This is a genomic window from Micromonospora sp. WMMD737, from assembly GCF_049179055.1.
Taxonomy (GTDB): domain Bacteria; phylum Actinomycetota; class Actinomycetes; order Mycobacteriales; family Micromonosporaceae; genus Micromonospora; species Micromonospora reichwaldensis.
This window is the reverse complement of record NZ_JBMHMH010000001.1, coordinates 2773933-2797963: the sequence shown is the minus strand read 5'-3', so window position 1 is coordinate 2797963 and position 24031 is coordinate 2773933. Positions and strand designations below refer to the sequence as shown.

Sequence of the window (24031 nt, the reverse complement as noted above, 5' to 3'; positions counted from 1 at the left end):
AGTCAGGCCCGGTAGATGTCGGCGATCTCCGCCGCGTACGACTTGTGCACCACCTGCCGCTTGACCTTCAGCGACGGGGTCAGCTCGCCCGTCGCCTCGGTGAAGTCGCGGGGCAGGATCCGGAACACCTTGATCGCCTCGGCCTTGGAGACCGCCTGGTTCGCGGCGTCGACCGCGCCCTGGATCTCGGCGCGCAGGCCGTCGTGGTCGCGCAGCTTCTCGACGGGGGTGTCCTCGGGCAGGCCGGCCGAGGCGAGCCAGCGCGGCAGCGCCTCCTCGTCGATCGTGACCAGCGCGGCGATGAACGGCGCCCGGTCGCCGACCACCACGCACTGGCTGATCAGGGGGTGGGCCCGGACCTGGTCCTCCAGCACGGCCGGGGCGACGTTCTTGCCGCCGGCCGTCACGATGATCTCCTTCTTCCGACCGGTGATGCTCAGGAAGCCGTCGTCGTCTAGCTGGCCCAGGTCGCCGGTGCGGAACCAGCCGTCCGCGCTGAGCGCCTCGGCGGTGGCCGCCTCGTTGCGCCAGTAGCCCTTGAAGATCAGATCGCCGGCGATCAGGATCTCGCCGTCGTCGTCGATCCGGATGGTGACCCCCGGCAGCGGCCGGCCGACCGAACCGATCCGGGTGGCGTCGGGCAGGTTCGCGGCGGCGGCGGGGGAGGTCTCGGTCAGGCCGTAGCCCTCGCACACGTTCACGCCGATGCCGCGGAAGAAGTGGCCGAGCCGCGCGCCGAGCGGGGCGCCGCCGGAGATGGCGTCGCGGCACCGGCCGCCGAGCGCCGCCCGCAGCTTGCGGTAGACCAGCTTGTCGAAGAGCGCGTGCTGCACGCGCAGCGCCAGGCCGGGGCCGCCGGGCGTCTCCAGCGCCTCGCTGTACGCGATGGCGACCTGCTCCGCGCGGGCGAAGATCCTGCCCTTGCCGTCGGCCTCGGCCTTCTGCTTGGCGCCGTTGTAGACCTTCTCGAACACCCGGGGCACCGAGAGCACGAAGGTGGGGCGGAACTCCTGCAACTCGCCGACCAGGTTCCTGGTGTCCGCACAGTGCCGCATCGTGGCCCGCGCCTGCACCACGCCGATCTGGATGAGCCGGGCGAAGGCGTGCGCCAGCGGGAGGAAGAGCAGGGTCGAGGCGCCCGGCCGGAAGAGGTTGGGCAGCACCGGCACGGCGTTGGCGATGTCGGCGTACATGTTCCGGTGGGTCAGCACGCAGCCCTTGGGGCGGCCGGTGGTGCCGCTGGTGTAGATGATGGTGGCGAGGTCGTCGGCGCGGACGGCGGCCCGCCGCCGGTCGATCTCCGTCGGGTCGACCGCCTCGCCGGCCCGGACCAGTTCGGCCACGGCGTCGAGGTCGATCTGCCAGACGTGACGCAGCTCGGGCAGCCGGTCCTGGACGCCGGCGACCAGGGTGGCGTGCGCGCTGCTCTCCACCACGCAGGCCACCGCGCCGGAGTCGGACAGGATCCAGGCGGTCTGGTCGGGGCTGGAGGTCTCGTAGATCGGCACGGTGACCGCGCCGGCCGCCCAGATGGCGTAGTCCAGCAGGGTCCACTCGTAGCGGGTGCGGCTCATCAGGCCGACCCGGTCGCCGGGCTGGACGCCGGCGGCGACCAGGCCCCGGGCCGCCGCGACGACCTCGTCGCGGAACTGCCGGCAGGTGACGTCGGCCCAGGCGCCCCCCGCGCCGGTGGGGCGGACGAACTGGACCGCGTCCGGGGCGACCTCGGCGTTGTCCCAGACCGGGTCGGTGAGGTTGGCCGCGTCGCCGACGGTGACGATCGGCGGGACGGAGAACTCGCGCACCTGCACTCCCTCGTGCTCACACTGGCCGGGCGGGCCGCCACCACGGGTCGGCTCCGTCGAAACCTACCCGCCCCGGCGGCCGGGGCGAAAAGGCAGGTCGCCCAGGCTGCCCGCCGGTCGCCGCCGGACGCCTCGATCCGGCGTGCCGGGGGCGGCGCGGCGTGGGCGCCGCCGGTGCCGGGTAGCCTCCCTGCATGGCGGACACCTCCACCCAGTCGATCGTCGTCGGCGCGTCACCGGAGCGGGTGGCGGCGGTCATCTGCGACTTCCCGAGCTACCCGGAGTGGACCGAGGCGATGCGGCGGGTCGAGGTGATCGAGGAGTACGAGGACGGCTACGCCAGCCAGGTCCGGTTCACCATCGACGCCGGCGTGATGGCCGACGAGTACGTGCTGGCCTACGAGTACGCCGAGGACCTCTCCCGGATCGAGTGGCACCTGGTGGCGCCCTCGAAGATGCAGAAGTTCCAGCGCGGCTCGTACGACCTGGACGGCAACCCGGACGGCAGCACGACGGTGACCTACACCCTGGAGGTCGAGCTCTCCGTCGGGATGCTCGGCATGTTCCGCCGCAAGGCCGAAAAAATGATCATGGATACCGCGTTGAAGCAGCTCAAGCGCCGGGTAGAAGCATCCGGTGCGGCGCAGTGACGCGTCCGGCGGCAGGGTAGGGGAGCCGACCATGGGTGCAACGGATCCGGGTTCGGCCCGGGAAGAGGCCGAACGTCTGGTCGCCACGGCGCTGGCCGCCGCCCGGCTGGCCGCGGCCGGCGCGAAGGGCGGCCAGTGGGGTCCGCTCGGTGGGATCGTGTCGAGTGTCCTCGGTCACAGCGGCGGCCCGGGTGCGTCGGCGGGGCCGCCCGCGGGTGGTTTCGCCACCGGCGCGGCCGAGTGCTGCGTCTGCCCGGTCTGCCGGGGCATCGCCGCCCTGCGCGATCCGAGTCCCGAGTTCGCCGAGCGCCTCGCCACCGGCGCGGGCGACCTGGCCGCCGGTGTGGCCAGCCTGCTGCGCGCGTTCACCCCGCCCGAGCCCTCCGCCGACGCCCCCGCCGGGCCGGCGGCCACCCCGGGTCCGGCAGGCGGGGACGACCACGTGTGGCGCGAGGCCACCCGTAGCGGGCATGATTCTCAGCCGGCACCGGAACGGGACGTCTGGTCCGCCGCCACGCGGGCGGAGGACGAGGCCGCCCCGGCCGCCGTACCGCCCGTCGACGTCGCCGGGCAGGCCGCCCCGGGGACCGTCCGGACGTCCACCGACGGGCCCGTGGTCCCCACGTCCCGGGCACCGGGGGACGAGGGCGGGCAACCCCCGGGCGACGGGGCCTGACCAACGCACATCCCGACCACGCGCCGGTCGTCCGCCGGCGCCGGTGCGGGCAGCACAGCAGAGGGGAGTGGCGGCGGTGACGCTGACCATCGGAGTCGACGTCGGTGGCACGAAGGTGGCCGGTGGTGTCGTGGACGCCACCGGCACGGTCCTCGTGCAGGCCCGACGGGACACCCCCGCCGACGACGTCGCCAAGACCCGCGACGTCATCATCGAACTGGTCCGCGAGCTGGCCTCCGGGCACGCGATCGAGGCGGTCGGCATCGGCGCGGCCGGCTGGATCGACGCCAGCCGCTCGACCGTGCTGTTCGCCCCGAACCTGGCGTGGCGGGACGAGCCGCTGCGCGACTACGTCAGCGCCGCCACCGGCCTGCCGGTGATCGTGGAGAACGACGGCAACGTGGCGGCCTGGGCGGAGTTCCGCTACGGCGCGGCCCGCGAGGCCGACGACTCGATGGTCATGTTCACCATCGGCACCGGCGTCGGCGGCGGCATCGTGCTCAGCGGGGAACTGCTGCGGGGCGCCAACGGCATCGCCGCCGAGCTGGGCCACATGCTGACGGTGCCGGACGGCCACCAGTGCGGCTGCGGCCGGCTCGGCTGCATCGAGCAGTACGCCAGCGGCAGCGCCCTGGTGCGGTTCGCCCGCGCCGCCGCCCGGCAGGAGCCGCACCGCGCCACCGGCCTGCTGGAACTGGCCGGCGGCGAGGCCGAGGCGGTCACCGGGCCCATGGTCACCGCCGCCGCGCAGGCCGGCGACCCGGTCTCCACCGAGGCGTTCGCGCAGGTCGGCCGGTGGCTCGGCACCAGCCTCGCCGACATGGCGCAGATCCTCGACCCGCAGGTGCTCGTCGTCGGCGGCGGGGTGATCGAGGCCGGGGACCTGCTGCTCGGTCCGACCCGCAGGTCGTTCGCCAACGCGCTCGCCCAGCGCAGCCGCCTCCCCGTCGCCGAGATCCGCCCGGCCGAGCTGGGCAACACCGCCGGCGTCATCGGCGCCGCCGACCTGGCCCGCCGGATCTGAGGCGGTGACCGTGACGCAGAGTCCGGGCGTGCCGCTGCGCGTCGTGTCGTACAACATCCACAGCCAGCGCGACGACACGGCCGCGCTGGCGGCGGTCGTCCGCGACGTCAGGCCGGACGTGGTGATCGTGCAGGAGGGGCCGCGCCGGTTCCGGTGGCGGCAGAAGTCGGCGGCGCTGGCGGAGTCCTTCGGCCTGGTGGTGGCCGCCGGCGGGCTGCCCGCGCTCGGCAACCTGCTGCTGACCAGCCTGCGGGTGCGGGTGGTGGCCGACCGCTGCCAGCGCTTCCCGCTCACCCCCGGCCGGCACCTGCGTGGCGCCGCGTACGCCGAGTGCGTGGTCGCCGGCGCGGCCCGGTTCACCCTGGCCGGGTCGCACCTGTCCACGGACCCGGCCGAGCGGCCCGCGCAGGCCGCGCTGTTCAAGCGCGAGCTGGACGCCGCGACCACCCCGGTGGTCGCCGCGGCCGACCTGAACGAGGGGCCGGACGGGCCGGCCTGGGCCACCGTGGCGCGCGGGCTGACCGACGCCGCCGTGGCGATGGACCGGGCCGACCGGCTCACCTACTCCTGCGCGGATCCCCGGCGGCGCATCGACGCCCTCTTCGTCGATCCGCGGATCACGGTGGTCGACTACGACGTGGTGGACACCCCGCAGACCCGCCGCGCCAGCGACCACTTCCCGGTCCTGGTCGACCTGCTGCTGCCGACCGCCGACTGACCGCCCGTCGCGGCCGGGGCTGGACAACCCGCTCCGTAGTGGAGAGGATGCTGCGCGACCCGGCACTCGTGCCGCACAAAAGGAGATCCCGGTGTCCACCTCCACCGACCACGGCCGGCCCGACCCGGAGGCGAGCACTCTCGCCCTGACCCGCGACGGCCGGCCGGTCTCCGACCGGGGCGACACCGTCTGCGTCGTCGGCGCGGGGGCCAGCGGTCTGACGGCGATCAAGAACCTGAAGGAACACGGCTTCGGCGTCGACTGCTACGAGCGGGAGACCGGCGTCGGCGGCGCCTGGAACTGGCGGCACGACCGCAGCCCGGTGTACGCGAGCACGCACCTGATCTCGTCGCGCCCGTTCACCCAGTTCCCCGACTTCCCGATGCCGGACGACTGGCCGGACTACCCGCACCACAGCCGGCTGCTGTCGTACTTCGAGCGGTACGCCGACCACTTCGACCTGCGCGGGCACATCTGGTTCGGCACCGAGGTCGTCCGGGTGGAGCCCGTGGCCGGTGACCGCTGGGACGTGACCACCCGCAGCACCGGCGGCTACGGCCCGGAACGCACCTCCCGCTACGCGGCCGTGGTGATCGCCAACGGCCACAACTGGTCGCCGAAGCTGCCCCGCTACGAGGGGCTGGAGGAGTTCCGCGGCGAGGTCATGCACGCCTCGTCCTACAAGGACCCGGCGCAACTGCGCGGCAAGCGGGTACTGGTGGTGGGCGCCGGAAACACCGGCTGCGACATCGCCGTCGAGGCCGCCCAGCAGGCGTCGCGCTGCTGGCACTCGACCCGCCGGGGCTACTGGTACGCCCCGAAGTACGTCCTCGGCCGCCCCGCCGACCAGGTCAACGACGCGCTGCTGGCGCTGCGCGTGCCGCTGCGGCTGCGGCAGTGGCTCTATCACTGGACGCTGCGGCTGACCGTCGGCGACCTGACCCGGTTCGGCCTGCCGAAGCCCGACCACCGGGTCTACGAGACGCACCCGATCGCCAACAGCCAGCTCGTCTACTACGTGGGCCACGGCGGGATCGCGCCGGTGCCGGACGTCGTCCGCTTCCACCCGTACGCCGTCGAGCTCTCCGACGGCCGGGAGATCGACCCGGACCTGGTCGTCTTCGCGACCGGGTACCTGCCGCGCTTCGAGTTCCTCGACCCGAAGGTGCTCGGCGACGACGCGGGGGAGGGCCGCCCGAAGCTCTGGCTGAACGCCTTCGTCCCCGGCCGCCCCACGCTGGCCGTGGCCGGGCTGGTGCAGCCGGACTCGGGCATCTTCCCCCTGTCGCACTGGCAGTCGGTGCTCTTCGCCCGGCTGCTGCGGCTGCGCGTGACCCGCCCCGACCGGGCGGCGGCCTTCGCCGCGCGGGTGTCGGCGAAGGCGGGGGAGCGCTACGCCGGGCCGGTCAAGGACAGCAGCCGGCACTGGTTCGAGGTGGGCCACGCCGACTACCTGCGCGCGGTCCAACGCGCGCTGCACGACCTGGAGGAACAGTGAGTCAGGTGCGGATCATGCGCGGGCGGGAGTGGGCCCGCCCGGTCCGCCCGGTCCGGCGTGAGGTGCTCGGCGCGACCCCCGAGGTGGAACAGGGACGTCCGCCGCTGCTCTTCGTACCGGGCTTCGGGCACGGCGCCTGGGCGTTCGCCGAGCACTGGCTCGGCCACGCCGCGTCCCGGGGCTTCCCGGCGTACGCGCTGAGCCTGCGCGGGCACGGCGACAGCGGGCCGGCGCCGGAGGCGACGCTGCGGGCGTACGCCCACGACGTGACCCAGGTGGCGGCGGGCCTGCCGCGCCAGGCGGTGCTGGTGGGGCACGGCGCCGGGGCGCTCGTGGTGGCCCACGCGCTGGCCCGCTACCCGGCCCGGGCGGCGGTGCTGGTCGCGCCGGTGTTCGGCGGCTGGGCGACGTTCGGGGCGGCGCTGCGCCGCAACCCGGTCGGCACGCTGCCGGCGGTGTTCGGCGGGCCGCTGCGGCTGCACCGCCGGCAGCTGTTCAGCCGGGAGCTGCCCGAGGCGGAGGCCCGGGGCTACGCGGGCCGGCTGGGGCGGGCCGGCCGGCGCGCCCAGTGGCAGCTGCTGACCGGGCGGGCCGCCGAGCCGGCGGTGGGGGACCCGCCGGTGCTGGTGCTGGGCAGCCCCGACGACCGGGTCGTGCCGTCGGCGGCGCTGACCCGGGCGGCCCGGCGGTACGGCTCCGCCCCGCTGCTCTTCCCCGGCATGGGGCACGACATGATGCTCGACGCCCGGTGGCGGGAGCCGGTCGACGCGATCCTGGACTGGCTGGAGAAGGACCCCGCGCCGCCCGGCCGACGCTGACGCCGGGCCGGGCCGGCGGCCTCAGCCGGCGGCGCCCAGCCGGGTCAGCAGCGAGCCGCTGTCGTCGAGGGCGGAGAGGTAGGAGCGGGCCCACGCGCGGATGTCGTGCCGGTGCAGGTGCGCCCGCATGGCCCGCATCCGCGCGCCGAGGTCGTCCGGGCCCGCCCGCAGCGCCGCGAGCAGCCCCTGCTTGAGCCCCTCCAGATCGTGCGGGTTGACCAGGTACGCCTGCGGCAGCTCGGCGGCGGCGCCGGCGAACTCGCTGAGCAGCAGCGCGCCCGTGTCGTCGACCCGGGCGGCCACGTACTCCTTGGCGACGAGGTTCATCCCGTCGCGCAGCGGGGTCACCGCCATCACGTCGGCGACGCGGTAGAGCGCGGCCAGTTCGGCGCGGTCGAACGGCTGGGTCAGGTAGTGGATCGCCGGCTCGCCGACCCGGCCGAACTCGCCGTTGATCCGCCCGACCTCGCGTTCCACCCGTTCGCGGAGGATCTGGTACTGCCCGACCCGCTCCCGGCTGGGCACCGCCACCTGCACGAGCACGGTGTCGCGTACCTTGACGTGCCCGTGGGCGATCAGCTCGCTGTACGCCTTGAGCCGCTGCTCGATGCCCTTGGTGTAGTCCATCCGGTCGACGCTGAGGATCACCTGCTCGGGACTGCCGAGGTCATGGCGCAGCCGGGCGGCCCGGTCGGCCACGTCGGGCCGGGCGGCCAGCGCGGCCATCTCGGCGGTGTCGATGGAGACCGGGAAGGCGCCGATCCGGACCACCCGGTCGTCGACGGTGATCCGCCGGTCGGTGGCGGGGACGTCCAGCACCTTCGCGACCAGCTGGGCGAAGTTGTGCGCGGCCTGGGAGCGCTGGAAGCCGATCAGGTCGGCGCCGAGCATCCCGCGCAGCAGCTCGGCCCGGCGGGGGAGCTGCATGAACAGCTCAGGCGGCGGGAACGGCACGTGCAGGAAGAAGCCGATCCGCAGGTCCGGCCGCAGCTCCCGGAGCAGGCCGGGCACCAGTTGCAGGTGGTAGTCCTGCACCCAGACGACCGCGCCGGGCTCGGCCACGTCGGCCGTGGCCTCGGCGAACCGCTGGTTGACCCGCTGGTACGCCTCCCACCAGCTGCGGTGGTACTCCGGTTGCTCGACCGAGTCGTGGTAGAGCGGCCAGAGGGTGGCGTTGGCGAAGCCCTCGTAGTGGTCGCGCAGGTCGTCGGCGGTCAGCGGGACGGTGTGCATGCGGACGCCGTCCACGTCGGGCAGCGCGGGCGCCGGGCCGGTGCCGCCGGCCCACCCCACCCACGTCGCCGGGGTGTGTCGCAGGAGGGGATGGAGGGCGCTGACCAGGCCGCCGGGACTGCGGCGCCATTCGCAGGCACCGTCGGGCGCCACACTGTCGTCGATGGGCAGGCGGTTGGCCACCACCACGAGGGAACTCTGTCGCATCTCGGGCATTCCGATCAGCAGGGAGTGACCGCCGCAGCGGAGGAACAACCGGGCAGTCAGCGAGGGATGTGACGGACAGCGGTATTCCTACTGACAGTAAGTTACACCAGTGTTGCGCGCCGGGCTCGGGGCGTCCGTCGTCCCGGGATGCGGGCAGGGGTGCGGGCGGGCGGGTCGCCGGTCAGACGACCGCGCCGTCGTCCGGGTCGCGCTCGTCGTCGTCGCCACCGGGGCGCAGCCGCCAGATCAGCGAGACGAAGCCGGCGAGGATGCCGGTGAACCCGAACAGGTTGACCACCGACGGGTCGGCCACCGGGAAGAGCGACGGGAACAGGAAGAGCACGAAGCCGACCACGATGGCCAGCACCCCGACCACCGTGTACTTCGAGAAGCGCGGCAGGGGCGGGGGCGGCGGCGGGGTGTAGCGCTCGTCCTCCGACTCGTCGTCGGGCAGGTCCGCGCCGAAGGTGTCCAGCCCGTCGAGCAGCGACGGCTCGTCCTGCCGGCCCCGCGACAGGGAGACGCCCGAGATGTCGGCCGCGTACGGCAACCGTCGCACGTCGGTGGCGGTCGGCCCGGCCGGCTCGTCGGGCGTGCCGAGGGTCACCGGGCCGGCGGCGGTCCCGGGCGGGTCGTCCACGTCCTCGGCGGCGGGCCACGGGTTGTCGCCGCCGCGGGGGGCGGTGGTGTGGAAGCCGGCGACGATACGGGCCCACTCGGCCTCGATGTCCGGCTCGTCGTCGCGGGGCTTCTCGGGGGCAGCCTCGTCCGCGAGTTGGGTCAGGTAGTCCCGCGCGGTCCTCAGGTGCGAGCGGTCGACGTAGAGCCGGTCGACGGGGCGGGCGGGCACGGTGGTGGTGCGGGTGACCGGGTTCAGGTCGGCCGAGGGCTGGAGGTAGGCGGCGATCCCACCGGCGGCCAGGACGTCGAGCAGGTGCTCACCGACGCGCGGATCCACGTCGCCGGCGATGGCGTACTCGCTCGCGTCGAGCCCGTTGTCCCGCCGTCCCCGGCGGGCCCCACCCGCTGACACCGGACATCCTCCTCATCACGCGCCCGCGGCGCGGCCGCCTGAGCCCCGTCGGCGCCGACCCGCACGCCGTGCCTTGAATCGTGACACGTCAGGACCCGGTTCCGGGAGTGCCTTGTGGCGCGGCGTACGAAGTCAGAGGCCCTGTCGCAGGTCGCGACCGGGGATTTATGTCCGTTCTTGCTGAATGTTTTTCAACGGAGCCCGCCTGCGGTGCCGCCCGCCGGGCCGCCAATGCCGGCGAGCGCGCCGACCGCCGGTCAGCCCGGGCCGGGCGGTGCTCCCGGCCGCACCAGACCGCTCTCGTACGCCGCCACGACGAGCTGCGACCGGTCCCGGGCGTGCAGCTTGGCCAGCAGCCGGCTCACGTACGTGCGCGCCGTCGCCGGGCTGATGTGCAGGACCGCGCCGATCTCGTCGTTCGACCGGCCGGCGGCCACCTCGGCCAGGACCTCCCGCTCCCGGGCGGTCAGCGCCGCCAGCCGGGCCGGGTCCGGCTCCCGCCCCCCGGCGCGTACCGCCGTCATGACCCGCCGCGTCACCGCGGGGGAGAGCAGGGCCTCCCCGGCCCGGACGATGCGCACCGCCCCCCGCAGCTCGTCGGGGCCGGTGTCCTTGAGCAGGAAGCCGGACGCGCCGGCCCGGATCGCCTCGAAGACGTACTCGTCGGTGTCGAACGTGGTGAGCACGACGACCCGTACGCCGGTCAGCCGCTCGTCGGCGACGATCCGGCGGGTGGCCTCGAGGCCGTCCGTGCCCGGCATCCGGACGTCCATCAGCAGGACGTCCGGCCGCTCGGTGACCGCCAGCCGGTACGCCGCGTCGCCGTCGCCAGCCTCGCCGACGACCTCGATGTCCGGCGCCCGGTTCAGCAGCGCACGCAGCCCCGCGCGGACCAGGTGCTGGTCGTCGACGAGTCCCACCCGGATCACGTGGTCCCTCCCAGGGGTAGTTCGGCGCGTACCTCGAAGCCGCCGCCGGGTCGGTTGCCGGCGGTGACGGTGCCCCCGAGCAGGGCGGTGCGCTCCCGCATGCCGCCGAGCCCGTACCCGCGCGGGGTGTCCTCGTGCCGCCCACGGCCGTCGTCGCGGACGGCGACGGCGAGGGTGCCGGGGCCGCGGACGACGTCGATCTCGACGGTGCGCGCGCCGGCGTGGCGCAGGGTGTTGGTCAGCGCCTCCTGGATCAGCCGGTGGGCGGTCGAGTCGACCGCGGCGGGCAGCCCGGTCAGCTCGCCCTGCCGGTGGACGGCGATCCGCAGCCCGGTGGCCCGCGCGCCGGCGGCCAGGGCGTCCAGCCCGGCCAGCCCGGCCACCGGTTGCCGGGGCTCGGCCACGGCCGGGTCGCGCAGGAGACCGAGGGTGGTGCGCAGTTCCCGGGCGACCTGGGTGGTGGCCGAGCGGACGTGCCCCAGGGCGGCACGGGCTGCCGCCGGGTCGTCGTCGAGGGCCTCGTCGGCCACGCCGGCGTGCAGCGAGATGACGGAGATGTGGTGGGCGATGACGTCGTGCAGGTCCCGGGCGATCCGGAGCCGTTCCTCCTCGACGCGGCGCGCGGCCTCCCGGGCGTGGTCGCGTTCCAGCTGCCGCAGCCGCCACCGTTGCTCCCGGCGTCGCAGCCGCCGGGACCGGACCCCGTCGCCGAGGGCGACCGCGGCGGCCATGATGGCGACGCTGGAGGCCAGCTCGAAGCCGATGAGGTACGCGACGCTCGCGCCGTCCGCCGTGCGGAACGCGGTGGAGACGACGAGCAGGCCGAGCCCCACGAGCACCGCCCAGCGCAGTTGCCCGGCCTCGGCCGCCGAGTAGAGCGCCGCGGCGAGGGGGAGGGCCAGCCCGACCGGCGGGTAGCCGGCCACGTAGTAGGCGACCAGGCCGGCGGCGCTGACCACCAGCACGGTGGTCGGCGCGCGGCGGCGCAGGAGCACGAGCGCGCCGAGCCCGACGGCGAACAGGTAGGCGGGGACGTCGCGGCCCCGGTCGCCGCCCAGGTTCGCGGTGATCGCCGCCGCCACGACGGCCGCGACGGCGACGCCGATGAGCAGGTCCAGCACGGCGGCCCGGGGCAGCCGGACCAGCCTGCCCGCTCCCCGCCGCGCCCCGGCCACCCGCACACCACGAGCGTAGGTGCCGCCGGCCTTCTCGCGGGGCCGACGGGTGTCCCGACCGACCGTCGCCGCCCGCCGTATCCGCGACGGGCGGCGGTACGTCGACAGGCGACACCGCCCGCACGCCGTCCGGCTGCGGCCGTCCGGGGTGGACGCTGCGCGCCACGCGGGCCGGATCACGTTGTGGCGGCCGGCATCGGGTTCGTAGGCTCATGCCCACGACGACCCGTGGCGACGCGGCGGCCTCGCGACCACCTGTGGAAAGGACGCCGGTGCTGTACTGGCTGATGAAGTACGTGCTCCTCGGCCCGCTGCTGAGGCTGGTCTTCCGCCCGCAGGTCGAGGGGCTGCACCACGTGCCCGACACCGGGCCGGTGATCCTCGCCAGCAACCACCTGTCGTTCTCCGACTCGATCTTCACGCCGCTGGTCGTGAAGCGGCGGGTGACGTTCATCGCCAAGGCCGAGTACTTCACCGGCAAGGGCGTCAAGGGCTGGCTGACGAAGATGTTCTTCGTCGGCTCCGGCACCATCCCGGTCGACCGCTCGGGCGGCCGGGCGGCCAGGGCGGCCCTGGACACCCAGCTGCGGGTGCTGCGCGTCGGTGGCATCGCCGGCATCTATCCCGAGGGCACCCGCTCGCCGGACGGCCGGCTCTACCGGGGCAAGACCGGCGTGGCCCGGCTGGCCCTGGAGAGCGGCGCCCCGGTCATCCCGACGGCGATGCTCAACGCCGACGAGATCCAGCCGCCCGGCAAGCTGATCCCCAAGATCGCCCGGGTGCGGATCCGGTTCGGCCCGCCGCTGGACTTCTCGCGCTACGCGGGGATGGCCGGTGACCGGTACGTCGAGCGCGCGGTGACCGACGAGATCATGTACGAGCTGATGGAGCTCTCCGGCCGCGAGTACGTCGACATGTACGCCCAGAAGGCCAAGAGCCCGCCCGCCGGTCCGGTCTCCCGCGAGCCGGTCCCCGTCTGACGGGCCGCCCGCCCGCGTCGCCCGGTCAGCAGGCCAGGGCGGTGTCGGCGGCGGTCGTCGACGGGCGGGCCAGGTTCAGCAGGAGGGGGGCGTCGTTGCGCAGCGCGAAGGCGCGCAGCTCGGCCAGCTCCGGTCGGCCCGCCGTCGACTCGCCGGCCCGCTCCAGCTCCACCGTCGCGAAGGTCAACGCCAGCATCCGGTCCGTCACGTCCGGGATGCCGGCGTAGATCTCGGCGCCGGCCAGGTGCAGCTCCGCAGCCCGCCGGTGGTCGCCGTCCGCGGCGGCCAGCGCACCGGCCACCGTCCGGCGCGCCGCCTCGGACCAGGGTGTGCGGTGCCCCACCCGGTCCAGCATCGCGCGTACCCGGGCCGCCGCTTCCCGCCCGGCGAGGCTGGCCGCGTACCCGGCCGCCGGGATCCACTCGCCGCTGGCGATGGCGGGCACCGCCGACCAGGAGTCGGCCAGCTCGTCGATCAGCGCCGTCGCCTCCTGCCGGCGTCCCTGCAGGGCCCGGCAGAGCGCGCCCATCCCCAGCATCGTCCAGTGCGGCCGGTGGAATCCGCTGCGCCGGGCGGCGTCGAGCGCAGCCGCCACGTCGTCGCTGAACGTGGCGGCGGCGTCGTCGTCCGAGTGGGAGCGCGCCGGCGGCACCCGCTCGCCGCGCAGCACCAGCAGGCAGGAGCGCAGGCCGCGGACCTGCATGTCCCAGCTGCCGGTCGGGGTGTCCACGAAGGCCTCGGCGGCGGCCAGCAGCCGGTCGAAGTCGCCCTCGAACCAGGCGCGCATCGCCTCGGCCGAGTAACTCGTGGTCAGCGTCTGCCCGCTGGCCTTGCGGGCCGGCGACGACGAGAGCAGGGCGTCGGAGCGCAGCCAGTCGCCCTCCTCGCAGACGGCGTACGCGAGGTTCTGCATGGCCCGGGGCAGGGCGATCAGCTGGTTGGCGCGGCTGAGCTCGACGATCGCGTGCAGGTCGTCCAGGCCGGACCGGTCACCCGCCTGGTAGCGGGCGATGGCCGAGGTGATCCGGGCGTTGGTGCGGGTCTCGGTCAGTCTCAGCCGCTCGCCGATCGCCGCCGCCCGGTCGGCTGCGGCGACCGCCGGATCACGCTCGTAGTTCAGCATGTGCAGCCGGCCCAGCTCGGCGTAGGCGTCCGCCTTCTGCGGGCTGTCCGGCAGCGGGTCGAAGAGCTCGACGGCCCGGTGCAGGCAGGCGAGCGCGGCGGCCCGGTCGGCGCGCAGCCACGCGGCCTGACCGAGCAGCGTCCAGGCGCGTGCCGCGCAGGCGTCGTCGTCGTGCGCCAGCAGCCGGTCGGCGAGCGCCTGCACCTGCTCGGGCCCGCCGCCGGAGAGGAAGACGTTGCCGTCGCGGTAGAAGGAGATCTCGGTGCTGAGCAGCTCCAGCTGGAGCCGGTCGAGCGGGTCGGAGTCGTCGGCCAGCCCGAGCGCCCGGCCCGCGTGGCTCGCCGCGACGTCGAGACTGTGCAGCGCGTACGCCCGGCGGGCCGCCCGGTGCAGCGCGGCCCGGGCGGGGCCGGCGAACCGGGCCATCTCCATGCCCAGCGACCGGGCGATCTCGTGGGCCGCCCACCGGTGGTGGGCCAGCACCTCCGCCAGGTCGGTGTCCCGGCTCTGCGAGAGCATGTCCAGCCACTGCGCCGTCCGCTCGTGCCGCGCCACCCGCTCGGTACGGGGCAGCCGCTGGTAGCAGACGTCGCGCACCAGCACGTGCCGGAACCGGTACTCGGGCTGCCCGGCCATCGTGGAGGCGGCCTGCTCGTGCACGAAGTCCCGCTGCTCCAGCCGGCGCAGCGCGCGCTCCACCGACTCGACGGGCTGCCCGAGCGCGGCGGCCACGGCCCCCGGCCAGAACTGCACGCCGACCACGGCGGCGGCCAGCAGCACCGTGCGCTCCTTGGCGTCCAGCAGGTCGATGCGGTTGGCGATGACGGCGTGCACGCTCTCCGGCATCGGCAGGTCGAGGTGCTTCTCCAGCGACCAGCCCCGCACGGACTGGCGCAGCGCGCCCTGCTCGATCAGCATCCGGACGTACTCGTGGGCGTAGAGCGGGTTGCCGCCGGCCACCTCGATCAGCGGGGTGAGCATGTCGGCGGAGAACGCCGCCCGGCCGAACATGTGGGCGTAGAGCGCGGCGATGCCCGTGTCCCGCAGCGGGGGCAGGGTGATGGTCACCGAGCCGGTGATCGTCCCCGCCCAGCTCGGGTCCCGGTCGACGAGTTCCGGCCGGGCGGTGCAGAGCAGCAGCAGCGGCACGTCCCGGGCGGCGGTGCCGAGCAGCTCCACGAAGCGCAGCATCGCGTCGTCGGCCCAGTGCAGGTCCTCGAAGACCAGCACGGTCGGCCGGCGCGCGGCCAGGGCGAGCAGGAAACGCCGCCACGCCGACCCGGTCTCCTCGGCCGGCAGCGCGGTCCCCGGCAGCCCGACGAGGGGCCGCAGGGCGTCGACGAGGCGCTGCCGCTCGCCCGGGCCGACCAGCTCGCCGACGGCCGAGGCGAGCCGCTGCGCCGCGCTCGACGCCGGGTCGGTGTCCAGGATGCCGGCCTCGGACTTGACGATGTCGGCAAGCGCCGCGAACGTCACGTTCTCGCCGAACGGCGGGCACCGCCCGATCCGCCAGGTCAGCGGCTCGTCGACCAGCCGGTCCACGTGCCGGTACAGCTCCCGGACCAGCCGGCTCTTGCCCAGCCCGGCCCGGCCGAAGACGGTCACCACCTGCGGGCGGCGGTCGCGCAGCGACCGGTGCAGGGCGTTGACCAGCATCCCCAGCTCGTGTTCCCGGTCGATCAGCGGCGTGACGTCGGGCTGCCGGTCCGTCGGCTGCCGGCGGACCGGGGACAGGGCCAGCCACACCTCGGTCGTCGTCGACCGCCCGCGCAGGGTGACCGGCGGCTGCTCCGAGTAGCGGATCGCGTCCCGGGTGAGGGCGTGCGTCACGCCGCAGACCAGCACCCCGCCCGGGGGCGCGACCGACTGCATCCGGGAGGCCGTGTTGACCACGTCGCCGGCCACGATCGCCTGGCCGCCGTCGCGGGCGGCGGCCACGTCGACAAGCGCCTCGCCGGTGGCCACCCCGACCCGGAAGCGCAGCGCGTCGGCGCCGGTGGGAGTGAAGCGGGTCAGCACCCGTTGCAGCTCCAGGCCGGCCCGCACGCAGCGCAGCGCGTCGGTCTCGGTCGCCACGGGCGCGCCGAACAGGGCCATCACCGCGTCGCCGATGTACTTCTCGACCACCCCGCCGTACTGCCCCACGACGCGGCGGGCGGCCGAGAAGAACCCGGTCTGCATGCCGCGGACCAGCTCCGGGTCGGCCCGCTCGACGTACGGGGTGAAGTCGATCAGGTCGACGAAGAGCACGCTGACGCGGCGGCGGTCCTCCTGCGGTGCCGGCTGCCGCTCGCTGCCCGGCCGGGCAGCGCCGCAGGAGGTGCAGAACGCCACGTCCTGGGCGAGCGGGCGCAGGCAGTGCGGACAGACCGCGCCCAGCTCGTTGCCGCAGCCGCCGCAGAAGCGGTCGCCCGCGGCAGCCGTGCGTCCACAGCGGTCACACTGCGTGGCGATGACGCCCTCCACTCGCGATCCCGCCGGCGCCGTGATCGGCGCCGTTCCGGTGTCAGTATCGCCGTCCGCCCAGCTGTCGGGTACCGGGCTGTTGGCTTGTGGACAGTCCACCGGGCGGCCCTACGGTTACAGTCAGGCGGCTGAATGTCGACCATTGACCACAGGGGGATTCCCGATGGTGTACGTGATGTTGCAGAGCGACTGGACCGACGGCAACGGGGTCAGCCACCTCGCGGGCGACTCCGTCGACGTGGACGCCGCCACGCTGGCCGCGCTCCAGGCGCAGGGGATCGTCAGCGAGCAGTCCGGTGGCGGCAAGGACGGCACGGAGTGGGTCGGGCCGGGCAGCACCAACTGGGTCGGGCCGGGCAGCAACACTCCCTGACACCCCGCACGAAAGGGCCGGAGCGGCTGCTCCGGCCCTTTTCCGCGTACGCCTCAGCGCTCGCTCATGCCGGCGCGGCGGCGCAGCGCCGCGACGTCGGTGACCACGATGCGCCGGCCCTCGGTGCGCAGCCAACCCCGGTTGGCGAACGACCCGATCGCCTGGTTGACGCTCTGCCGCGAGCCGCCGGCCATCTCCGCGAGCTGGCTCTGGTTGAGCTCGATGGTGATCATCGGGGCCTGGCTCTCGCCGGCCAGCCGCACCAGGGTCTTGGCCACCCGGCCGGGCAGGTCCAGGAAGACGTGGTCGGCGTTCTGCTCGGTCAGCCGTCGGATCAGCCCGCCGAGCGAGCGCATCACCGCGTCGAGGATGCGCGGGTTGGAGTGCACCAGCTCCATGAACGCGCCCCGGGACAGCGCGAGCGCGGCGCAGTCCTCGATCGCCTCGGCCGAGGCGGACCGGGTGGAGGCGTCGAGCAGGGAGACCTCGCCCAGCACGTCCGGCGGACGGATGACCGACAGCACGGCGCGTTCGCCGGTCGGCGCGGTGCGGAAGACCGCGACCGCGCCCCGACGCAGGACGATGAGGGACTCGCCGGGGTCGTTCTCGACGAAGAGCAGTTGGCCCTTGCGGTATGTGCGGGGGACCGCCGCGGCGATCACCCGCTGCCGGACCTCCGGCTCCAGCCCGGCGAACATCTCCACACCCGTGAGCGCGTCACCAGGCTCCGGCAGGCGCATCTCCACGGTCCAACCCCTCCCCGGTCAAGGACCACAACTCGCTCACCGGGTGAACCTGAAGGCCTCGACGAGGTGAACTGACACCGGTTCGGCGTCCGGTAGCGGTACACATCAGATCATGACGGTCCGGTCGCTTGCTGTACACCCCTCAAATCACTTCCGTGACACTCCCGAGCTGCGACGACCGGCGTGGTGGGGGGCGTTCCGGCCGCCCCGGTCGTCGGGACGCCGAGGGCGTGGGCGAGGATGACGGGCGATGGTCTACCGCTATTTCTACGACTGCGAGTTCATCGAGGACGGCCGGCTCGTCGACCTCGTGTCGATCGGCGTCGTCGACGAGTACGGCCGCGAGTTCTACGCCGTCTCGACCGAGTTCGACGACTCGCGGGCCGTGCCCTGGGTGCGCCGCAACGTGCTCGACAAGCTGCCCTCCCCGGCGAACCGCGCCTGGCGTTCCCGCGAGCGCATCCGCGACGAGCTGTACGACTTCCTCGTCGAGCCGGTCCGCGACCGCCCGGGCGAGCAGTTGGAGCTGTGGGCCTGGTACGCCGCGTACGACCACGTCGCCCTGGCCCAGCTGTGGGGCGCCATGCCGGCGCTGCCCCGGGAGATCCCCCGGTTCACCAAGGACCTGCGCCAACTCTGGGACGACCGGGGCCGTCCGCCGCTGCCGGACGCCGACGCGGCGCGGCACGACGCGCTGGTCGATGCCCGGCACAACCTGGCCCGGTGGCGGGCGATGACCGGTTCGTAGGTTTGGTCGGTTCTGTCCCGGGCACCGGTGCGACGTCGAGCCGATGTGAGGGAGAGTCCCAATGAGCAACGAACCGACCAACGCCGCCGAGGCCCGGCGCCGGGTGACCGAGCTGGTCCGCGAGGCCCGCATCTGCATGTTGACCACGATCGCCGTGGACGGCCGGATGGTGAGCCGCCCGATGGGGTTGCAGGAGGCGGATTTCGACGGCGACCTGTGGTTCTTCGCGTACGCCGACTCCGCCAAGGTCCGGCAGATCCGCGTGAACCCCGAGGTCAACGTCTCCTTTTCCGACTCCCGGCGCAACTCCTGGGTGTCGGTCGCGGGCACGGCCCGGGAGGAGTACGACCGGGCGAAGGCCGAGGAGCTGTGGAACCCGGTGCTCAAGGCATGGTTCCCGGACGGGCTGGAGACCCCCGGACTCACCCTGCTCAAGGTGCACGCCGGATCCGCGGAGTACTGGGACTCTCCGTCGAGCACGGTGGTGAACCTGTTCGGCTACGCGAAGGCGGCGGTGACCGGCAAGCCGCCGGAGGTGGGGGAGAACCACGAGGTCAGCTACTGACCGGTAGGCCGCCCGCCGGTGGGACCGGCCCGGGGCGCGGTGTCGGCGTACGCCCGCGGCGACTACAGTGCGCACTGACGGCCCGCCCCGGGCCGGCAACGGCGCCGATGGTCTTGATTCGACACATATCCTGGGGCAAATCGGGCTTCACCTGATGCTCCCAGGAGGATGAGCGATCATGCGTATCGGCGTGCTCACCGGCGGCGGCGACTGCCCAGGTCTCAACGCGGTCATCCGGGCGGTGGTCCGCAAGGGCGTCGCCAGCTACGGCCACGAGTTCGTGGGTTTCCGGGACGGCTGGAAGGGCCCGTTGGAGGGACTGTCCCGCCCCCTGGGCATCGCGGAGGTCCGCGGCATCCTGCCGCGCGGCGGCACCATCCTCGGTTCGTCCCGGACGAACCCCTTCAAGATCGAGAACGGCGTCGAGCGGATCAAGGAGAACCTCGCCGCACAGGGCGTGGACGCGCTCATCGCGATCGGCGGCGAGGACACCCTCGGCGTGGCGACCAAGCTGCACGAGCTCGGGGTCCACGTCATCGGCGTGCCGAAGACGATCGACAACGACCTCGGCGCCACCGACTACACCTTCGGCTTCGACACCGCCGTCAACATCGCGATGGAGGCGATCGACCGGCTGCACACCACCGCCGAGAGCCACCACCGCACCCTGGTGGTCGAGGTGATGGGCCGGCACGCCGGCTGGATCGCCCTGCACGCCGGCCTGGCCGGTGGCGCCAACGTGATCCTGCTGCCGGAGCGGCAGTTCGACGTCGAGCAGGTCGCCGGCTACGTCGAGAAGCGCTTCCAGCACCAGTACGCCCCGATCGTCGTGGTCGCCGAGGGCGCCCAGCCGCTCGACGGCCAGATGGTCCTGCACAACCAGGAGCTCGACGCGTTCGGCCACGTCCGCCTCGGCGGCATCGGCCAGTGGCTCGCCGAGCAGCTGGAGGCCAAGACCGGCAAGGAGGCCCGCACCGTCGTGCTCGGGCACATCCAGCGCGGCGGCACCCCGAGCGCCTTCGACCGGGTGCTCGCCACCCGGCTCGGCCTGCAGGCGATCGACGCGGTCCACGAGGGCGACTGGGGCAAGATGGTCGCCATGCAGAGCACGGACATCGTCCGCGTTCCGCTGGCCGAGGCCACCCGCGAGCTGAAGACCGTGCCGCTGGAGCGGTACGCCGAGGCCGAGGTCTTCTTCGGCAGCTGATCCATCCCCGGCGTCGCGGCGGGCCGTCCGGCCCGTCGCGACGCCGGTCCACTTCGAGGGGGTACGACGGCGATGGCGGGTTCGGTGCACACGGTCGCGGTCATCGGGGCCGGCAAGATCGGCGAGCTGATGCTCTCCGGGCTGCTGCGGTCGGGCTGGCCGGTCGACCGGCTGCTCGCCACCGCCCGCCGGCCCGCCCGCGCCGAGGAGCTGACCGCCCGCTACGGCGTTCGGGTGGTCGACAACCTGACCGCCGTGGCCGAGGCGGAGGTGCTCGCCGTCTCCGTCAAGCCGCAGGACGCGGCGGCGCTGCTGGACGAGATCGGGCCGAAGGTGCCCGCCGACAAGCTGGTCATCTCCCTCTGCGCCGGCCTGCCGACCGGCTTCTTCAACCGCCGGCTGCCCGAGGGCACGCCCGTGGTGCGGGTGATGACCAACACCCCGGCCCTGGTCGACCAGGCGATGACGGCGATCTCCGCCGGCGCCCACGCCACCGGCACGCACCTGGCGTTGGCCGAGGAGATGTTCAAGCCGCTGGGTTCGACGGTCCGGGTGCCCGAGTCCCAGCAGGACGCGGTGACCGCGCTCTCCGGCTCCGGGCCGGCGTACTTCTACCTGCTGGTCGAGGCGATGATCGACGCCGGCATCCTGCTCGGCCTGCCCCGGCAGGTCGCGCACGAGCTGATCGTGCAGACCGCCATCGGCTCGGCCGTGATGCTGCGCGACTCCGGCGAGCACCCGGTGAAGCTGCGCGAGGCGGTCACCTCGCCGGCCGGCACCACCATCTCCGCCGTGCGCGAGCTGGAGAAGCACGGCGTACGCGCGGCGCTGCTCGCCGCGCTGGAGGCGGCCCGCGACCGCGCCCGCGAACTGGCCGCCCAGGCGGACTGACTCCTTCGCTTCCGGCTCGACGCTCGCACTTCGTCCATTGTCCGGGAGTTTCGTTCCGGTCTCCAGGATGGCTGTGGACCTTGGATCTTGGTGGGAAATGGCCCCTGCCGGGGCCATTTCCCACCAAGATCTCGAGTGCGGTCCGCCGGCCCGGCGCTCCTAGTAGAGCAGGTGGGGCTTGCGGCGGCGGTTGAAGTCCGCCAGCTCGTCGGCCCAGGCGCCGACCACGTCGTCCACGTCGGCGCCCGCGTCGATCATCGTGCGCAGCCGCGGCGACCCGGTGAGCTTGTCGATCCAGTACGGACGCACGGTGTCCCACGAGTCGCGCCGCCACGCGAACGCCTCGTACTTGTGCGCCTCCACCAGCATCGCGACCGCCGTGCGGATCGGGTCGTACTTCGCGCGGTCGACGACCTTGACCTCGACGCCGGCGCAGAGCTTGTTGAGCAGCGCGGGCTTCTGCCCGGCGGACGTCGGCGTGAAGTACGCCTCGCGGAACTCGACGCCGGGCAGCTCGCGGGCGTTGAGCCGGTCGGACCAGTGGTAGTCGAAGTCGTCGGCCAGCCCGCCGATCAGCTCGAACGGCTTGCAGGTGCCCCGGCCCTCGGTGAGCGAGGCGACGCCCTCGAACAGGCCGGTGCCGGGGTAGACCAGCGCGGTGTCCGTGGTGGGCATGTTCGGGCTGGGCAGCACCCAGGGCAGGTCGGTGTCGGCGGCCAGCTTGTCGCGCTTCCAGTGCCGGCACTTCACGACGTGCAGGTCGACCTGGCGGCCGGCCTCGGCGGGGAGGAACTCGGCGTTGAAGAACCGGGCCAGCTCGCCGACGGTCATGCCGTGCTGCTGGACGATCTCCTTCAGGCCCACCCCGGAGGTGAAACCGGCGGTCATCATCGGCCCGTAGGCCCGGCCGCCGACCGGGTTCGGCCGGTCCAGCACCACGTACCGCTTGCCGACGCGGGCCGCGGCCATCATCGAGGTGTACATCGTCCAGATGTACGTGTAGAAGCGGGCGCCGACGTCCTGGATGTCGAAGACGACGGTGTCGACGCCGGCCTGGGTGAACATGGTCTCCCACTTGGCCAGCGAGGCGCCGTACGCGTCGTAGACGGTGATCCCGGTGCGGGCGTCGATGCCGGTGCCCTCGCTGCCGCCGGCCTGCGCCGAGCCGCGGAAGCCGTGCTCGGGGCCGAAGGCGGCGGCCAGCCGCACCGTGCCGGAGGCGTGCATCAGGTCGACCAGGTGCCGGTAGGCCGAGTCCACGCCGGTGGGGTTCGAGATCACCCCGACCCGCTGGCCGGCGAGTTCGGCGAAGTCGGACCGGACGAGCACGTCGAGCCCGGTCTCCACGTGGCGGATGCCGGGCGCGGCGTGACCGGCCGCACCGGGTGCCGTCGCCGCGACCGCGCCCGCGGTCACCGCACCCGCTCCGGCCAGGAACTTCCTTCGCTCCATGTCGACCCTCCCGTCGGTTTGGTCGAAACTTAGCTACACGTTGATGCCCCGTCAAGGAAGGTTAGCTACAAAGCGGGAGTGGACGGGTCCGGCCGACGGCGCTGTCGGACCTGCCAACCCGGCGGCGCGTGGTGCGGGGCCACCGGTCGGGCGGTGCTCCATACTGGCCCGGTGTTCACCCTCGCCCAGGCCCGCCACCTGATCGCCACCCTGCGCCCGCGCGTCGACGAGCTGATCCGGCTGCGGGCCGACCTGGCCGAGCTGCGCGTCGACCTGGCCGACCGGGGCGCCAGCCCGCTCGGCGGGTTGGCCGAGGTCAAGGGGCTGGAGGCGCGGCTGCACGCCCTCGTCGAGGAGTTGCACTCCCACGACATCCAGGTGAAGGGGATCGCGCCGGTCCTGCTGGACTTCCCCGGCGAGCGCGACGGCCGGCCGGTGCTCTGGTGCTGGCTGGAGGGGGACACCGACGTGCGCTGGTACCACCGGGTGGAGTGCGGCTTCGCCGGCCGCCGCCCGCTCTGACCCCGGCCCGGCGGGGGGACCGGTCGGCCCGTCGGCCGCGCCGGTGGTGCATCGGCCCGCAGTTCGGCGGCCTCCTCGACCCCTCCGGCGTGCGTCAGGCCAGGGACGCGAGCATGGCCGGGGAGACGTTCCCGCCGCTGAGGACCAGCACGGTACGGGTGCCCGGTCCGGCGTCGACCAGGCCCGCCCGCAGCGCGGCGAGGGTGACGGCGGCGGACGGTTCGACCAGGAGCTTCGTCGCGTCCAGCAGCTCCCACCAGGCGGCCCGGATGTCCTCCTCGGACACCTCGACCACCTCGTCCACGAGCGCGCGGACGTGCGCCAGGGTGTGCCGCCCCGCGAACGGCGCCGCCAGCCCGTCGGCGATCGACGTCGGCCGTACCGCCAGGGCGTCGCCGCCGGTGCGCAGCGCGTGGCCGACCGCGTTGGCGGTGGCCGGCTCGACCCCGACGACGCGGGCGGTGGGGACGGCCGCCCGGACGGCCGACGCCACCCCGCTGATCAGCCCGCCGCCGCCCATCGGCACGAGGACCAGCTCCGGCGGCGGGCCGTCGGCCAGGATCTCCCTGCCGACGGTGGCCTGGCCGGCGATGACGTCCGGCTCGTCGAACGGGTGCAGGAGGTGGTAGCCGCGTTCCGCCGCGAGTGCCTGGCAGGTGCCCAGCAGGTCGTCGGTGAGGACGACCGCGCCGCCGTACCGCCGGACCGCCTCGATCTTGGTCGGCACCGCCTGCGGTGGCATGCAGACGACGGTCGGCAGGCCGAAGGTACGGCCGGCGAAGGCCACGGCCATCGCGTGGTTGCCGGCGGAGAAGGCGGTCAGCCCGGCGGGTGCCCCCTGCCGTTCGACGCGGGCGAGCAGCGCGTTCAGCGCGCCCCGCACCTTGAAGCTGCCGGTGTGCTGGAGGTTCTCGGCCTTCACCGCGAGGTCGAGCCGGAGCGGGTCGCCGAGGCGGGGGCAGGGCAGCAGCGGCGTGCGGGCGACCCGCCCCGCGATGCGCTTCTCGGCCGTGACGATGTCGTCCACGGTGGTGAGCTGCACCGTCGCAGCCTAGCCCGGCCCGCCCGGTCGCACCGCCCGGCCTGGTCGCACCGCCCACCCGCCCGGCCGCGCCGCCCGCCCGGCCGCACCGACCGGCCGCGCCGTCCGTGGTGCGACCGGCCGTGGTGCCTGCGGCAGGACCGTCGCGCC

22 protein-coding genes are annotated in these 24031 nt (G+C 74.1%); 13 read left to right on the top strand and 9 right to left on the bottom strand.

Features of this window, described 5'->3' with window-relative positions; all coding sequences use genetic code 11:
* Positions 1-2: 2 nt before the first annotated feature.
* Positions 3-1805 carry an AMP-dependent synthetase/ligase gene (locus tag ACN27A_RS11250; RefSeq protein WP_421452257.1) on the bottom strand — a complete coding sequence of 601 codons (1803 nt, stop codon included), beginning with the start codon at positions 1803-1805 and terminating at the stop codon, positions 3-5.
* A 194-nt stretch (positions 1806-1999) separates the two neighbouring features.
* On the opposite strand from ACN27A_RS11250, the gene ACN27A_RS11245 reads away from it, so the two are divergent.
* From ACN27A_RS11245 to ACN27A_RS11220, 6 genes are all read left to right on the top strand, one after another.
* Positions 2000-2455, top strand: a complete 456-nt coding sequence (locus tag ACN27A_RS11245) for an SRPBCC family protein (protein WP_421452255.1) — start codon at positions 2000-2002, stop codon at positions 2453-2455.
* Positions 2456-2486: 31 nt separating this feature from the next.
* Complete coding sequence (locus ACN27A_RS11240; protein WP_421452253.1) at positions 2487-3131, top strand: hypothetical protein; 645 nt, start codon at positions 2487-2489, stop codon at positions 3129-3131.
* A 76-nt stretch (positions 3132-3207) separates the two neighbouring features.
* Positions 3208-4155, top strand: a complete 948-nt coding sequence (locus ACN27A_RS11235; RefSeq protein WP_311411564.1) for an ROK family glucokinase — start codon at positions 3208-3210, stop codon at positions 4153-4155.
* A gap of 10 nt (positions 4156-4165) precedes the next feature.
* Complete coding sequence (locus ACN27A_RS11230) at positions 4166-4873, top strand: endonuclease/exonuclease/phosphatase family protein (protein ID WP_421452250.1); 708 nt, start codon at positions 4166-4168, stop codon at positions 4871-4873.
* Positions 4874-4964: 91 nt separating this feature from the next.
* Positions 4965-6371, top strand: a complete 1407-nt coding sequence (locus ACN27A_RS11225) for a flavin-containing monooxygenase (RefSeq protein WP_421452247.1) — start codon at positions 4965-4967, stop codon at positions 6369-6371.
* A 14-nt stretch (positions 6372-6385) separates the two neighbouring features.
* Positions 6386-7189 carry an alpha/beta hydrolase gene (locus ACN27A_RS11220; protein ID WP_421458438.1) on the top strand — a complete coding sequence of 268 codons (804 nt, stop codon included), beginning with the start codon at positions 6386-6388 and terminating at the stop codon, positions 7187-7189.
* A 21-nt stretch (positions 7190-7210) separates the two neighbouring features.
* On the opposite strand, the gene ACN27A_RS11215 is transcribed toward ACN27A_RS11220, so the two are convergent.
* The 4 genes from ACN27A_RS11215 to ACN27A_RS11200 form a co-directional block, all read right to left on the bottom strand.
* The gene (locus tag ACN27A_RS11215; protein WP_421452244.1) at positions 7211-8629 is read right to left on the bottom strand and encodes an alpha,alpha-trehalose-phosphate synthase (UDP-forming); all 1419 of its coding nucleotides are present in this window, start codon (positions 8627-8629) and stop codon (positions 7211-7213) included.
* 181 nt (positions 8630-8810) lie between these two features.
* Entirely contained in the window at positions 8811-9662 is an 852-nt protein-coding gene (locus ACN27A_RS11210; protein WP_421452241.1) for a DUF308 domain-containing protein, read from the bottom strand.
* A 257-nt stretch (positions 9663-9919) separates the two neighbouring features.
* On the bottom strand, positions 9920-10591 hold the full coding sequence (locus ACN27A_RS11205) for a response regulator transcription factor (protein ID WP_421452238.1): 672 nt from the start codon (positions 10589-10591) through the stop codon (positions 9920-9922).
* Positions 10588-11772, bottom strand: coding sequence for a sensor histidine kinase (locus tag ACN27A_RS11200; protein ID WP_421452235.1), 1185 nt, complete (start codon positions 11770-11772; stop codon positions 10588-10590). The genes ACN27A_RS11205 and ACN27A_RS11200 overlap by 4 nt, the downstream gene beginning before the upstream one ends.
* A 266-nt stretch (positions 11773-12038) precedes the next feature.
* Here ACN27A_RS11200 and ACN27A_RS11195 point away from each other — a divergent pair, with 266 nt between their 5' ends.
* Entirely contained in the window at positions 12039-12746 is a 708-nt protein-coding gene (locus ACN27A_RS11195; RefSeq protein WP_421452232.1) for a lysophospholipid acyltransferase family protein, read from the top strand.
* A 25-nt stretch (positions 12747-12771) separates the two neighbouring features.
* On the opposite strand, the gene ACN27A_RS11190 is transcribed toward ACN27A_RS11195, so the two are convergent.
* Positions 12772-16335 (bottom strand): ATP-binding protein, encoded by a 3564-nt coding sequence (locus ACN27A_RS11190; protein WP_421452229.1) that lies wholly within the window; start codon positions 16333-16335, stop codon positions 12772-12774.
* 163 nt (positions 16336-16498) lie between these two features.
* Between ACN27A_RS11190 and ACN27A_RS11185 the strand changes: the two genes are divergently transcribed.
* The gene (locus ACN27A_RS11185) at positions 16499-16708 is read left to right on the top strand and encodes a hypothetical protein (RefSeq protein WP_088999193.1); all 210 of its coding nucleotides are present in this window, start codon (positions 16499-16501) and stop codon (positions 16706-16708) included.
* A gap of 53 nt (positions 16709-16761) precedes the next feature.
* On the opposite strand, the gene ACN27A_RS11180 is transcribed toward ACN27A_RS11185, so the two are convergent.
* Positions 16762-17454, bottom strand: coding sequence for a Crp/Fnr family transcriptional regulator (locus ACN27A_RS11180; RefSeq protein ID WP_121400498.1), 693 nt, complete (start codon positions 17452-17454; stop codon positions 16762-16764).
* A gap of 250 nt (positions 17455-17704) precedes the next feature.
* Here ACN27A_RS11180 and ACN27A_RS11175 point away from each other — a divergent pair, with 250 nt between their 5' ends.
* The 4 genes from ACN27A_RS11175 to proC all read left to right on the top strand — a co-directional run bounded on the left by ACN27A_RS11175 (position 17705) and on the right by proC (position 20865).
* The gene (locus ACN27A_RS11175; RefSeq protein WP_089003323.1) at positions 17705-18202 is read left to right on the top strand and encodes a polyadenylate-specific 3'-exoribonuclease AS; all 498 of its coding nucleotides are present in this window, start codon (positions 17705-17707) and stop codon (positions 18200-18202) included.
* Between the two features lie 61 nt (positions 18203-18263).
* The gene (locus ACN27A_RS11170) at positions 18264-18767 is read left to right on the top strand and encodes a pyridoxamine 5'-phosphate oxidase family protein (protein WP_421452224.1); all 504 of its coding nucleotides are present in this window, start codon (positions 18264-18266) and stop codon (positions 18765-18767) included.
* Positions 18768-18945: 178 nt separating this feature from the next.
* The gene (locus ACN27A_RS11165; RefSeq protein ID WP_132236203.1) at positions 18946-19974 is read left to right on the top strand and encodes a 6-phosphofructokinase; all 1029 of its coding nucleotides are present in this window, start codon (positions 18946-18948) and stop codon (positions 19972-19974) included.
* 72 nt (positions 19975-20046) lie between these two features.
* Complete coding sequence (gene proC, locus ACN27A_RS11160) at positions 20047-20865, top strand: pyrroline-5-carboxylate reductase (RefSeq protein WP_421452221.1); 819 nt, start codon at positions 20047-20049, stop codon at positions 20863-20865.
* Positions 20866-21024: 159 nt separating this feature from the next.
* Here the strand turns inward: proC and ACN27A_RS11155 are convergent, their stop codons facing one another.
* Complete coding sequence (locus ACN27A_RS11155; protein WP_421452218.1) at positions 21025-22317, bottom strand: exo-beta-N-acetylmuramidase NamZ family protein; 1293 nt, start codon at positions 22315-22317, stop codon at positions 21025-21027.
* A gap of 171 nt (positions 22318-22488) precedes the next feature.
* Between ACN27A_RS11155 and ACN27A_RS11150 the strand changes: the two genes are divergently transcribed.
* Complete coding sequence (locus tag ACN27A_RS11150) at positions 22489-22839, top strand: DUF2203 domain-containing protein (protein WP_311411580.1); 351 nt, start codon at positions 22489-22491, stop codon at positions 22837-22839.
* A 94-nt stretch (positions 22840-22933) separates the two neighbouring features.
* Here the strand turns inward: ACN27A_RS11150 and ACN27A_RS11145 are convergent, their stop codons facing one another.
* Positions 22934-23881 (bottom strand): threonine ammonia-lyase, encoded by a 948-nt coding sequence (locus ACN27A_RS11145; protein ID WP_421452216.1) that lies wholly within the window; start codon positions 23879-23881, stop codon positions 22934-22936.
* Between the last annotated feature and the right edge of the window lie 150 nt (positions 23882-24031).